Below are 12,813 nucleotides of genomic sequence, written 5' to 3'. Positions count from 1 at the left end.
TCGTCGTACCATGAAACAACCTGTTTCATCCAAGGGGGCTGCGTGGATCAGAAGCTGCTCGCGGTGGCGGTCGAGCTGCTCGACGAGGAGGGCTGGCCGGCGCTCAACCTCGATCGGATCGCCGATCGCGCTCGCGTGTCCCGTGCGACGGTGTGGCGGCACGGTGTCACGCGCGGGTCGGTGGAAGCGGTGCTCCGCGCGCAGCTCGTCCGCGACTACCGCGACTCGCTCTGGGGACCGCTCACGATGGACGGCACCGGGCAGGAGCGGCTCACCGCCGCACTGCGGGCTCTGTGTGACGTCTCGGAGCGCAATCTGCCGCTGCTCGCGCACACCGACGAGGCCTTCCATGGACCTGCGTTGGATGCGATGGGTATCGAGCTGGACTACTTCGGTCCGTGGTTCCGGATCCTGGAGGCGGGTGCGGCTGACGGCACGCTTGATCCGGTGCCGGATCCGGAACGGTACGTGACCGCGCTGACCAACCTCGTCGTACTCAGCTATGTGCATCTGCGTGCGTTGCACGGCGATTACGGGTGGCAACCGGAGGAGACGCGGGAGTACCTGGTGAAGTTAGTTGCCGAGGGCTACTTGCCGCGCGACGGCGCATGACTTCGGTCAGAGTGGGTACCAACTTTTTGCAGGCATGACCGTGGTCCAGATACGTGCCACGCCGTGACTCGACGTCGCGAGGTCATACCAAATGGTTACGAATATCGCCGAGCAGGTTCCTGTCCACTGTTCGACCGCGGCCGACCGGGCCGCGCGGGAAGCAGCCACCCGGAAGCTGATGGAGCAAAGGGCTGCCAGCACCGATGAAGCCGAGCGGCAACGTCTGCTCGAAGAAGTCGTCGAGCTCAACATCGAGATGGCCCGGGGGATCGCGCGGAGGTTTCGCGGCCGCGGCGCCGAGGCCGACGACCTCGAACAGGTCGCGTACCTGGGCCTGGTAAAGGCCGCACACCACTACCGGCTGGAGGCGGACACGCCGTTCATCGGGTTCGCCATCCCGACCATCCGCGGCGAGGTGAAACGGTACTTCCGCGACTGTGCCTGGACGGTCCGGATCCCGCGCCGGCTGCAGGAGATGCAAGGCACCATCGCCACCAAGCTGCCGATCCTGGAACAGCAACTCAACCGCGAGCCGACCCCGGCCGAGATCGCCGAGCACCTGCACGTCGAGGTCGAGGATGTCGAGCAGGCACTGGCTGCGAAAGGCTGCTTCAACGTGCTCTCGCTGGATCGGCCGTCCGATGTGGACGCCGATCTGACGCTTGCCGACGTGGTCGCGGACGTCGAGGACGGCAGCATCGACCAACTGGAGACGGTCGAGATGCTGCAACCGGTCCTTGAAGATCTCGGTCCACGCGAGCGCCGCATCCTGCAACTGCGGTTCATCGAGGGCTGGACGCAGTCCGAGATCGGCCGCGACATCGGAGTCAGCCAGATGCAGGTCTCCCGCGTCCTGCGCAAGATCCTGGACGACCTCCGCGCCAAACTCACTCCGATGGCGGCCGCCGCCTGATGCCGCGTACGGCGCCTGCACGTCTCGCAGGCGCCGTACGTCGATGCCTGGATCTCCTGAAGACTCGCGCGGTGGGGGTGGTCACTCACGGTGCTGGGTACCGGCACAATGGGGGAGAGCTAGGGATGGAGTCGGTGGTTTGGCGTTCGGGATGATCAGGACGGTGCCCGCGGACGCGGTGGCGATCGTGCGGGCGTATCCGCCGATGGTGGTGTGCTTCGCGGCCGCGCTGACCGGCACCGCGCTGGTCTTCGATGTCTTCTACCTGGCGGCCAACCCCGGATTGACGCTCGCGCTCGTCTACACCGTGCCGGTCCTGGCCGGGCTGATCGCCGGCCTGGTCGCGGCGGCCGACGACGTCGAGCTGGACCGGCGGGTGATGATCCGCACGGTCGGCGTTGCCGTTGCCCTCGGCATCACCAACTCGGTCGTGGTGGCAATGATCGCCGCGATGCGCCGCACCGATCCGTCGAACTGGTCCGCCGGCGGCCAGGCGGTCCTCTTCGCCGGCTGCTCGGTCCTCGCCGTCGCCGTCTCGATCGTTGCCTGCCGCAAACTGATCGATGCGCTCGGCATCGAACTGCGGACGAAGCTCCCACGCCGCCCGGCCCGGGTCCCGATCGCGGCCGCAGCGGTAGCCGCCCCCGAACCACGGGCGAGCAAGGAATCCGTCGCCCGCGCCCAGCCCGCACCGGTCCAGCCACCGCCACCTCCGCCACCACCCCCGGACGAGGAGGAGACCATCGCCGTCTTCGTCCCGCCACCACCGCGTGTGGTCGACCTGGACGAAGCCCGCCCAGTCACCCCCTGGACCGAATCCACCGGCCACGCCGACCGCCTCAACCGCCCCAGCCGCGTCCAATCCCGTCGTACGCGCAAACCTGGCCAACGCCCGGGGACTTAGCAGCCTGCGACACACTGGAAGGGATTTGGAGGCAGTGTGTGGGATCTGGTGGTGGTTGGGGGTGGGCCGGCTGGGGCCTCGGCGGCGTTGGGGGCGTTGGCTGTTGATCCGTCGTTGTCGGTGCTGGTGGTTGATCGGCGGGAGTTTCCGCGGGACAAGGCTTGTGGGGATGGGATCGCGCCGCACGTGTTCGACCTGCTCGGTGAGGTCGGCGTGAGTGGGATTGTCGATGACTGGACGCCGGTACGGCGGTTCGCGCTGACCAGGGGTGACGTCGGAGTCGACCGCGAGATGGCCCGGCCGAACTGGGTCGTGCCGCGGACCGTCTTCGACCAGCGCCTCGTCGAAGCCGCGCAGGCAGCCGGCGCCGAACTCATCCGCCGCCGCGTCCGCGGTCTCGAAATCCAGCCCCGGTTCGTCACAGTCGACGGCGACCTCGAGGCGCGGTTCGTGGTCGGTGCGGATGGCGCGTATTCCGTCGTACGGCGGGATCTCGGGCTGGCGGCGGGACCGGTGGCGCTGGCGGTTCGCGGGTATGCGCCGACGCCAGCAGGCCGGGCCGCGAGTCAGGTGATCGCGTACGGACCGGGGCGGCAGCCGTCGTACGCCTGGTCGTTCGATCGCGGCGACGGCTGGTCCAACGTCGGGTACGGCGAGCAGCTCACCGGGACGCGTCCGACCAGGGCTGAGCTGATGGAGCATCTGGAGGCGTTGCTCCCAGGTGCGACCGATGGTGGCAAGTCGTGGTGGGGCCATCATCTGCCGCTGTCGAGTTGGTCCTGGCGACCGCAGGCGGGGCCGGTGATGCTGGCGGGCGACGCGGCCGGGTTGATCAACCCGATGACGGGGGAGGGCATCTACTACGCCGTGGCGACCGGTCTGCTCGCCGGACGAGCGGTTGCGGAGGCCCTGAGCAAGAACAGCGCCGACGCGGGATCGTCGTACCGGCATCAGGTCACGCGGCTGCTCGGCCGGCACCTGCGGCACACCGCACTCACCGCTCAGCTCAGCCGCTCCGGCCGAGTCCTGAACGCGGGAATCCGCGCGGCCGCGGCGGATCAGCGGATCTTCGACGACCTGGTCGAGCTCGGCCTGGCCGACGGCCTGATCACCCCTCGACTACTGCGCGCCCTGGTGAAAGCGCCGCGACCTGAGCAGGTGTGAGCTGAACTGATTCGTGGGTACCGGAGAGTGACTGGCTTCGAAACCGAGGAGCGAGAGATGCAGAGTCGCGCAAAGGCTATGGGGCATGCGATCCACCCGGTGCTGATCGTGTTTCCGCTCGGGCTGCTGAGTACGGCGGTCATCTTCGACATCCTGTACCTGATCACCGACCGCGACGGGTTCACCGTCGCGGCGGCGTACGCCATCGCGGCCGGAGTGATCGGCGGACTGCTCGCCGCCGTCTTCGGCCTGATCGACTGGCTGGCGATCCCGGGCGGCACCCGGGCCAAGCGCATCGGCGCCCTGCACGGCATCGGCAACGTCGTCATGGTCGTCCTGTTCGCCGTCAGCTATCTGCTGCGCTCGCGCGCGGTCGACTGGGACCCCAACGCCGGCGCCCTGATCCTGAGCTTCCTCGGCTTCGCCCTCTCCGGCGTCACCGGCTGGCTCGGCGGCGAACTCGTCGAACGCCTCGGCATCGGCGTCGAGGAAGACGCCAACCCCAACTCACCGAGCTCCCTCGGCCATCACCCCCGCCACGGCCACGCCTGAGCATCCCCTGAGCACGCTGTCTGAGATCGTCGAGGCATGGGTGAGCTCATGGAGGTGTGGGCGGTGGGGCGGCCGGGGCCGGTCGATGAGGGGGCGTTGCAGCGTGTACGGCGTGCTGTGCCCGAGCCGGCGGCTGGTGAAGTGCTGGTGCGGGTGGAGGCGTGCGGGATCTGCCGGACCGACCTGCACCTGACCGAAGGCGATCTCGAGCCGCGCCGGCCGAGCGTCGTACCAGGTCATCAGGTAGTTGGATCGGTGGTGGGCCGCGGCGCTCGGGCCGACCGTTTCGCTGAGGGAGACCGGGTGGGGATCGCGTGGTTGCGCGGGACCTGTGGGACGTGCGACTTCTGCCGGACCGGGTCCGAGAACCTCTGCCCGCGGTCGTCGTACACCGGCTGGGACGCCGACGGCGGATTCGCCGAGTACGCCGTCGTGCCGCAGGACTACGCGTATGCGTTGCCGGCCGACCGGGCAGCCGACGAGCTGGCGCCGTTCCTGTGCGCGGGGATCATCGGCTACCGGTCGTTGCTGCGGGCCAACCTGCCGCCGGGCGGGCGGCTGGGGATCTACGGCTTCGGGTCGAGCGCGCACCTCACCGCGCAGCTCGCGGCGGCGCAGGGCGCCGAGCTGTTCGTGATGACCCGCGGCGAGCAGAACCGGGCCTTGGCTCGCTCCCTGGGAGCGGCGTACGTCGGTGAGACCGCGGACCGGCCGCCGGTCCAGCTGGATTCCGCGATCGTCTTCGCGCCGGCGGGCGAGGTGGTGCCGTATGCGCTGGAGGCGCTGAAGCCGGGTGGTACGTGCGCGATCGCGGGGATCCATCTGAGCGACGTACCGGTCCTCAACTACGAGCGTCACCTCTTCCATGAGCGCGATCTGCGCAGCGTGACGTCCAATACGCGCGCCGACGGCGAGGAACTCTTCCGGCTGGTTTCCCGGCTGCCGGTGAGCGCCCATACGACGGTCGTGCCGTTCGCGGAGGTCGACCGGGCGCTGTCCGACGTGGCGCACGGCCGCGCCGCGGGCTCCCTGGTCGCGGTGCGAACGGATCGTTAGAACTGGGTGAAGATTGAATTCCGGCACTACCCCGGGCTTCAGGCCTGACGGCTAGCTGCGTTAGATTTGATCAAATCTTACCGAGCTGCCAGGGAGTGTGAACGCCATATGCGGGGTCTGACCGGGAAGTCGAGGTCGGTCCTTGCGGCTGCCGATCCCTGCGCACTGCCCGCGGAAGACGGGCTGTGCTGAGCAAGGTTCTCGGCGCGGTGGGTGTGGTCCTGCTGATCGCCGGGGTGTCGTTCGCCGTCCGCCCGGTGGAGGTGGACGGGCGCCGGTGCGGCTCGGTGTTCCAGCCGGAGAAGGGCATCACGCCGATGCAGTGCGACGCCCGCCTCGGCACCCGTGGCGACCTGGTCGTTGGTCTCGGCGCCGGCGGAGTCGCCTTCATGCTTGCCGGCTTCACCGTTGCCGCTGTCCGCGACCGCCGTACCAGCGTCGCCTCGTAACGGTTTGAACCTCCCGGCTCTGGATACCCGGGACGGTGGGGTTCCTTCGAGCGAGCGCGAGGTTTCCTGGTGGCGCGGGGCATGCAAGCGGAACGGGCACGGTTGGTGCAGGACGCGTTGATGGCGCGGGACATCGCGGACCAGCGAGTGCTTGCCGCTGTCAACGACGTACCGCGGGAAGCCTTCGTCGCACCTGAGCTGGCCGAGTTCGCGTACCAGGATCGCGCCCTGCCGATCGGCCTCGGACAGACCATCTCCCAGCCGTACATCGTCGCCCTGATGGCCCAGGCGCTCGAACTCGGGCCGGACGCCCGGGTGCTGGAGATCGGCACCGGCTCCGGCTACGGCGCCGCGATCCTCAGCCGTCTCGCCGCCGAGGTCTTCACCGTCGAACGCCACGCGGAGCTGGCCCTGCTGGCCCACGACCGGCTCGCCGAACTCGGGTACGGCAACGTCGTGGTCCGCCATGGCGACGGCGGCTCCGGCTGGGCCTCCCATGCGCCGTACGACGGAATCCTCGTCACCGCGACGACTCCGGAAATCCCGGCCGCCATCCGTGACCAGATGTCGCTCGGCGGGCACTTGATCGTCCCGGTCGGCGACCAGACCGGTCCGCAGCAGCTGCTCAAGCTGACCAGGATGAGCCCCGACGAGTTCGACCGGACCAGCCTCGGCTCGGTCCGTTTCGTCCCGCTCCGCCCCGGCCGCGCCGGCGACCCCAGACTTTGAACGTCTGGGACTGTTGACCTTCACACGGTGTCAAGCCGGAAGGTGGTCGCATGTTCACCATCGGAGACTTCGCAGCGTTCGGGCAGGTGTCCGCCCGGATGCTTCGGCACTACGACGCGATCGGGCTGCTCCGGCCGGCGGTCGTCGACCCGGCGACCGGCTACCGGTACTACTCCGCGGACCAGCTTCGTCGGCTCAACCGGGTCATCGCGCTGAAGGATCTCGGGTTCACCCTCCAGCAGGTGCAAGAAATCGTCGAGGCCAAGCTGAGCGCGGAGGAACTCCGCGGCATGTTGCGGCTCCGGCAGGCCCAGCTCGAAGCGGACCTGGAGCGCAGCGCGGCCCGCTTGGTCAGTGTCGAGGCGAGGCTCCGGCTGATCGAGAAGGAAGGTCACATGCCCACCGATGACGTCGTCCTGAAACGCATCGCACCCACCAAGGTCGCCGAACTGTCCGCGATCTCGCCTAGTTACGACGGCGAGGACATCGGCCCGGTGATCCAGCCGCTGTTCGGCCAGTTGTTCGAGCGTCTCGGCGCGGCCGGGGTGATGCCGGCCGGCTCACCGGTCGCGTACTACGAGGATGCCCCGGACGACCAGATCGTCGTCCACGCCGCCGTACCGGTCGAGGCCACCGAGCTGGCGGACCTCGAGCTGAAGGAGCTCCCCGAGCTCCCACAGGCCGCGACCATCGTGCATCAGGGCGACATGATGGACGCCGCGCGCAGCATGCAGATCCTGGCCCGCTGGATCGACGACAACGGCTACCGCAGTCAGGCGTACGCCCGCGAGGTCACCCTCCAGTTCGACCCGGAGAACCCGGCCAACTGGGTGCACGAGTTCCAGATCCCGGTCACCCGCTGAGGAGAGCCCCGGCTCCAACCGGAGCCGGGGCCAACAGCTACACCTCGACAGTGATCGTCGCGAAGGAGTGCGGCGGCAGGGTCACCCGCAGCCCCCGGGCGTCGGTCTCCAGATCAAGGGCAACCGGCGCCACCGCGGCCGGATCCGCGGTCGTGTTGTGGAACTGCAGCTTAGGTGCCGTGAGCAACCGTCCCGCCGGGTTCCGGATCTCCGCTCCACGAAGATCCAGTACGACGTCCGCCGACGCCGACGGGTCAAGGTTCGTGACGGACACCAGCGCCTGGCCGTCCTTCACACTGGCCGACGCGGACAGCAACTCCAGCGCCTTGCCGTCGTGCTCGTACGGCGCCGGCCGCTCGACCACATGAACCGGGACGGACGTCGCGTCGTGGTGACCCTTGTTCATCTCGAAGACGTGGTACGTCGGAGTGAGCACCAGACCGCCGGACTCGTCGGTCAGGATCATTGCCTGCAGCACGTTCACGGTCTGCGCGATGTTCGCCATCACGAGTCGCTCCGCGTGCTTGTGGAACACGTCGAAGTGCACACTCGCCACGAGCGCGTCCCGCAACGCGTTCTGCTGGTACAGGAACCCGGGGTTCGTGCCCGGCTCCACGTCCCACCAGGTGCCCCACTCGTCCAGCACCAGGCCGATCTTGCGCTCGGGGTCGTACGCGTCCATCACCGCGGAGTGGCCGCGGATGATCCGGTCGATGTCTTGCGCCTTGACCATGGTCCGGTAGTAGTCGTCCAGGTCGAAGTCGGTCGCGCTGCCCTTCGAGTCCCACGGCCCGGCCAGCGTGTAGTAGTGGAACGAGATCGCCTGGAAGAGGTTCCGGACGTCGCGCCCACATCCCAAGCAGCTGACGGCCTTCATCAGCGCCTCGGTCCATACCAGGTTGTCGTCGGACGCGCCGGCGGCGATCCGATAGAGCTTGTTGTCACCGTGGTCCCGGCAGAACGTGGCGTACTGCCGCGCGAGATCGGCGTACGCCTCGGCGCGCATGTTCCCGCCGCAGCCCCAGGTCTCGTTGCCGATACCCCAGAACGGGATCTTCCACGGCTCGTCGCGGCCGTTCGCCTTACGCAGCCGGACCATCGGGCTGTCGCCGTCGCGGGTCAGGTACTCGACCCACTCGCTCATCTCCTGGACGGTGCCGCTGCCGACGTTGCCGTTCACGTACGGCTCGGCGCCGAGCAGCTCGCACAGCGCCATGAACTCGTGGGTGCCGAAGTGGTTGTTCTCCTCGACGTTGCCCCAGTGCGTGTTCACCATCGACGGCCGGTCGGCCTTGGGCCCGATGCCGTCCTTCCAGTGGTACTCGTCGGCGAAGCAGCCGCCGGGCCAGCGCAGGTTCGGGATGTTCAGCGCCCGCAGCGCCTCGACCACGTCGAGCCGGATACCGCCCTCGTTCGGCAGGTCCGAGTCCTCGCCGACGTAGAAACCGCCGTAGATACAGCGCCCGAGATGCTCGGCGAAGTGCCCGTACAGATGTCGGCTGATGATCGGACCGGGAACGTCCAGGTCGATCACGACCCGTGATGCTGTGGACAACGAAAGCTCCTTGTTTTCTTGGCGTTTCACACAGTACGACGTAAGTCGAGTTCGACCGCTTCGTTGCGGTCACAGGTGAGCCGGTTGCCATCGGCACGCAGTACGGCGACATGGACGTCGGTCAGCCGGCGTGGGTCGACGACATCCGCAGCGAACCCGAAGCTGCGGTGAGTGAAGTAGAAGATCCAGCCGACCTCGCGGCCGTCGGCGTCGCAGCCGATCACGACATCCGCGTGGTGGCCGAAGCCCTGGTCGAGCGCCCGCGAACCCGGCTCGTCGAGGAGCTGCCCTGCTCGCTCCCAACTCGCCAGATCGAGCGACCGGTACACCGCCTGGCCGCGCCACTCGTCGGTGATCATCCAGTAGTAGTCGCCGAGCCGGAACACGTTCGGCCCCTCGTGCGGCGGACCGCCGATGGCCTGCACCGGCTCAGACCACGTCACCAGATCAGGCGAATCCACCGACCACGTGGTCGATCCGTGGGCCTCGTCCTTGTACCAGAGCCGCCAACCGCCCCCGGGTAGTTCGTGGGCGCACGCGTCGATCACCCGGTCCGACGACAGCGGCAGCACTCCGTCGTACTGCCAATCGACCAGGTCGGGCGAGGCGTGGTGCAGGATCGTCCGGGAATGCCCTTCCCAGCGATCGGGTACGCCGGGGATGTAGCTGGTGAACATGTGATAGCGGTCGCCGTCGAAGACCACCTCGGGCGCCCAGAGCGTGTTCCGCCCTGGATGGGGATCGAGGCCGGCGACGACTCCGTCGTACGTCCAGGTCAGTCCGCCATCCGTCGATCTCGCGACGCCGATGTCGGTCCCGTGCACCCAGGTGTGTCCGCCGGCCTGCTCTCGCGCCCGGCGTTGGGTGTAGAACATCCACCACGACCCGTCCGGCGCGGCGATCAGCGACGGATCGGTCGGCGCGAGGTGCACCGGGTCGGTGTAGAGCGGTGAAGGGGCAAGGGTCATGACTTCACGCTGCCGGCGAGGAGTCCGTCGACGATGTGCCGTTGCGTCAGGATGAAGAACACGACCATCGGGATCAGCACCACGACGCTCATGGTCATGAAGCCCGGCCAGTCGGTGCTGAACTCGCCGACCGAGCGATAGACCTGCATGACCAGCGTCTGCTTCTCGGGTGAGCTGATGAACACGTTCGGGGTGATGAAGTCGTTCCAGATCCACATCGTCTGGAACACGCCGACGGTGGCCAGGATCGGCCGGATCAGCGGCAGCACGATCCGCCAGTAGATCTGGAACGGCCCGGCGCCGTCGATCCGGGCCGCCTCGATGATCTCGAACGGCAGCCGGCTGATGTACCCCTGGATCAGGAAGTAGACGAAGATCGAGCCGCCGGTGTAGATCACCACCAGCCCGCGCAACGTGTCGACCAGTTCGACACCGACCAGCATCCGGTAGAGCGGGATCAGCGTCGACTGGCCCGGCACGATGAAGCCGAGCAGCAGCAGCGCCCCGAAGATCCGGTTGAACCGGCTGGCCCGCATCGCCATCGCGTACGCCGCGGTCGAGCCGACGAACAGCATCACCAGGATCGAGGCGACCGTCACCAGCAACGTGTTCAGGAAGCTCCGCCCCAGCGGCACCGTCTCCAAGACGTGCCGGTAGTTGTCCAGGAACAACTTGGCCGGCAGTCCGAGCGGCGACCGGGCCATCTCCTCCTGCGTCTTCACCGTGTTGACGACGATGTAGTACAGCGGCACGCCCACCAGGCATGCGAAGCCGATCATGATCACACTGGTGATCGGAGACCGTCGTTGTTTCAAAGCACCCTCCGTTCGATCCGGCGCGACACCCATAGCTGCGCGACCGCGACCAGGCCGACCGCGAACGCGAACAGCGTGGCCAGAGCCGAGGCCAGCCCGTACCGCCCCTGCGCGACACCGCTGGTGATGATCGACTGCGTGATCGTGTACGTCGCGAAGCCCGGGCCACCCTTGGTCAGGGTGTACGGCAGGTCGAAGACCTTGAGCCCGCCGGTCATCAGCAGGAAGTTGCTGATGACAACCGCCGGAGTGAGCAGGGGCAAGGTGATGTGGAAGAACTGCTGCCGCGCCGACGCCCCGTCGATGGTTGCCACCTCGTAGTAATCGGCCGGAATCGACTGCAGATAAGCGAGATAGAGCATCGAGTGCCAGCCGGTGCCACCCCAGACCGCGACCACGATCACCGACAACCGGGCCAGTGTGTCGTCCGACAACCACGGGTACGGCCCGGCGTGGAACAGCGTCTCCAGCACCGAGTTCAGTACGCCGGATCCCAGCGGGGAAAGGATGTAACCCCAGACCAGGCCCAGAATGGCGATACTCGGGATGGCCGGGAAGAAGAACACCGACCGGACGAAGTTCCGCCCGAAGAACTTCTTGTTCAGTACGACGGCCAGCGGAATCGCGAAGGTGGTGATCAGCAGCGCCGTACCGATGGTGAAGGCCAGGGTGAAGCCGAGACCGGCCAGCATCGACGGGTCGGTCAGCACCTTGCGGTAGTTCGACAGCCCGACGAAGTTCACGTCGGCGGAGTATCCGGTGAAGTCGGTGAAACTCCAGTAGAACGTTTGCGTCAGCGGCACCACCAGGAGCACCACGAAGACCAGTGCGACCGGCACCAGGAACAGCTGGTTCGCGGAGGTCTCGCGCGCCCGCGCCCAGTTGAACCGTGGTGGCCGGCCGGCTCCGGCCGGGACCTCGGTGGAGGTCCCCGCCGGAGCCAGGGTTTGAGCGGTCACGACGTACTCGCGAGCTTGGTGTCGAGGGCGTTCGCGACTTGTTCAGGGGTCGCCTTGCCCTGGACCAGCAGCTGCAGCTGCGCGGTCGCCTCGACGTTGAGGATGTCCTCGGCCCGCTTCCAGGCGATCTGCGGCAGGTAGACGTTGCCGGCCCGGACGTCCTTCACGATCGGGCTCAGCGCCGGGTCGATGGTCGGCTGGAAGTCGGAAGTGACGGTGATCGCGCCGGTCGCCTTCTGGTAGATCGCCATCGCTTCCGGCGTGGCCAGGAAGGCGAGGAACTTGTCCGCCGCCTCCGGGTTCTTCGCCTTCGAGTTGATCGCGTAGCCCGGGCTGGCCGCGCCGGCCAGGTACGGCTTGCCGCCGGCGATACCGGGAACGGGCGCCATCTCGATCTTCAGCTTCGGCGCCGCCTTGCGGATGCCCGGAATGTCCCACGGGCCGGCGATCATCATCGCGGCCTTGCCGGTGACGAACTCCTGGCGGACCTGGTCACCAGTCAGGCCGACGGCGGAACGAGTGACCAGACCCTCGGTCCACAGGCGCGACCACTGCGTCAGCGGCTCGACCCAGTAGTCCTTGAACTTCGCCGACCCGTCGAAGATCTTCTTGTCCATGGTGTCGCCGGTGGTCTGGTTCTCGGCACCGAGGAACGCCGCCAGCGGCGTCGACATCCCCTGCACGGACTCCAGGTACGGCGTGACGCCGGCGTCCTTCAGCTTGTGGCACAGGGCAAGGAACTCGTCCCAGGTCTGCGGGATCGTGGTCGCGCCGACCTTGGCCAGCAGGTCCTTGTTGTAAAGGACTCCGGCGCCCCAGGACGCCACCGACAGCCCATAGACCGCACCGTCCGGGCCGGAATACGTGGTCTGGTTGAACTTCGGCACATTCTTCAGGTACGGCTTGTCGCGCAGGTCGACCACGTGCTTGCCGTTGATCAGGTTGGTCTTGTTCTCCGCGGCGATGGCGAACACGTCGGCCGCCGTACCGGACAGAATCCGCGACTGCAGCGTGGAGATGTACTCCGGGACCGGCGGCGCGTTGGAGAACTCGACCTTGATGCCCGGGTTCTCCTGCTCGAACTTGGCGATCACCGGTTTCATCGTGTCTTCTCCGTCCCAGGAGAAGAACGTGAGCTTTCCGCTGTTGCTGCCGCCGCTCCCTCCCGAGCCGCCGCAGGCGGCGAGCGGAAGAGCCAGGGCGATGGCCGCCAAGGCGGCCAGTGTGCGACGTTTCGTCATCGCGACTCCAAGTTGTGCTTTAGGTTGGGGCTA

14 protein-coding genes are annotated in these 12,813 nt (G+C 67.5%); 9 read left to right on the top strand and 5 right to left on the bottom strand.

The window, feature by feature from the left end; translation table 11 throughout:
• Positions 1–42: 42 nt before the first annotated feature.
• The 9 genes from EV646_RS35995 to EV646_RS35955 all read left to right on the top strand — a co-directional run bounded on the left by EV646_RS35995 (position 43) and on the right by EV646_RS35955 (position 7,242).
• Positions 43–612 carry a TetR/AcrR family transcriptional regulator gene (locus EV646_RS35995; RefSeq protein ID WP_158291113.1) on the top strand — a complete coding sequence of 190 codons (570 nt, stop codon included), beginning with the start codon at positions 43–45 and terminating at the stop codon, positions 610–612.
• A gap of 91 nt (positions 613–703) precedes the next feature.
• Positions 704–1,525: a SigB/SigF/SigG family RNA polymerase sigma factor gene (locus EV646_RS35990; RefSeq protein ID WP_132156778.1), complete on the top strand. Its 822-nt coding sequence runs from the start codon at positions 704–706 to the stop codon at positions 1,523–1,525.
• Between the two features lie 151 nt (positions 1,526–1,676).
• Positions 1,677–2,429: a DUF2231 domain-containing protein gene (locus EV646_RS35985; protein WP_241996547.1), complete on the top strand. Its 753-nt coding sequence runs from the start codon at positions 1,677–1,679 to the stop codon at positions 2,427–2,429.
• Between the two features lie 36 nt (positions 2,430–2,465).
• Entirely contained in the window at positions 2,466–3,593 is a 1,128-nt protein-coding gene (locus EV646_RS35980; protein ID WP_199237406.1) for an NAD(P)/FAD-dependent oxidoreductase, read from the top strand.
• Between the two features lie 57 nt (positions 3,594–3,650).
• Entirely contained in the window at positions 3,651–4,145 is a 495-nt protein-coding gene (locus tag EV646_RS35975) for a DUF2231 domain-containing protein (RefSeq protein ID WP_132156774.1), read from the top strand.
• A gap of 36 nt (positions 4,146–4,181) precedes the next feature.
• On the top strand, positions 4,182–5,201 hold the full coding sequence (locus EV646_RS35970; protein ID WP_241996546.1) for a zinc-binding alcohol dehydrogenase family protein: 1,020 nt from the start codon (positions 4,182–4,184) through the stop codon (positions 5,199–5,201).
• Positions 5,202–5,386: 185 nt separating this feature from the next.
• Positions 5,387–5,650 carry a hypothetical protein gene (locus tag EV646_RS35965; RefSeq protein WP_132156772.1) on the top strand — a complete coding sequence of 88 codons (264 nt, stop codon included), beginning with the start codon at positions 5,387–5,389 and terminating at the stop codon, positions 5,648–5,650.
• A gap of 69 nt (positions 5,651–5,719) precedes the next feature.
• Entirely contained in the window at positions 5,720–6,379 is a 660-nt protein-coding gene (locus tag EV646_RS35960; protein WP_241996545.1) for a protein-L-isoaspartate(D-aspartate) O-methyltransferase, read from the top strand.
• A gap of 50 nt (positions 6,380–6,429) precedes the next feature.
• Positions 6,430–7,242 carry a MerR family transcriptional regulator gene (locus EV646_RS35955; protein ID WP_132156770.1) on the top strand — a complete coding sequence of 271 codons (813 nt, stop codon included), beginning with the start codon at positions 6,430–6,432 and terminating at the stop codon, positions 7,240–7,242.
• A 37-nt stretch (positions 7,243–7,279) separates the two neighbouring features.
• On the opposite strand, the gene EV646_RS35950 is transcribed toward EV646_RS35955, so the two are convergent.
• Genes EV646_RS35950 through EV646_RS35930 form a run of 5 tightly spaced genes read right to left on the bottom strand, consistent with a single transcriptional unit; the run spans position 7,280 to position 12,780 of the window.
• The gene (locus EV646_RS35950) at positions 7,280–8,797 is read right to left on the bottom strand and encodes an alpha-N-arabinofuranosidase (protein ID WP_132156768.1); all 1,518 of its coding nucleotides are present in this window, start codon (positions 8,795–8,797) and stop codon (positions 7,280–7,282) included.
• Positions 8,798–8,823: 26 nt separating this feature from the next.
• The gene (locus EV646_RS35945; protein ID WP_132156766.1) at positions 8,824–9,765 is read right to left on the bottom strand and encodes a glycoside hydrolase family protein; all 942 of its coding nucleotides are present in this window, start codon (positions 9,763–9,765) and stop codon (positions 8,824–8,826) included.
• A complete protein-coding gene (locus EV646_RS35940) occupies positions 9,762–10,544 on the bottom strand; it encodes a carbohydrate ABC transporter permease (protein ID WP_199237404.1) in 783 nt (260 codons plus the stop codon). The genes EV646_RS35945 and EV646_RS35940 overlap by 4 nt, the downstream gene beginning before the upstream one ends.
• 32 nt (positions 10,545–10,576) lie before the next feature.
• Positions 10,577–11,539, bottom strand: a complete 963-nt coding sequence (locus EV646_RS35935) for a carbohydrate ABC transporter permease (RefSeq protein ID WP_199237402.1) — start codon at positions 11,537–11,539, stop codon at positions 10,577–10,579.
• Positions 11,536–12,780 (bottom strand): ABC transporter substrate-binding protein, encoded by a 1,245-nt coding sequence (locus tag EV646_RS35930; RefSeq protein WP_132156762.1) that lies wholly within the window; start codon positions 12,778–12,780, stop codon positions 11,536–11,538. The genes EV646_RS35935 and EV646_RS35930 overlap by 4 nt, the downstream gene beginning before the upstream one ends.
• Positions 12,781–12,813 lie beyond the last annotated feature (33 nt).

Origin of the sequence: Kribbella antiqua (assembly GCF_004345665.1) — a bacterium.
GTDB lineage: Bacteria > Actinomycetota > Actinomycetes > Propionibacteriales > Kribbellaceae > Kribbella > Kribbella antiqua.
The sequence above is the reverse complement of the archived record's forward strand: the minus strand, read 5'-3'. Positions and strand labels throughout refer to the sequence as shown.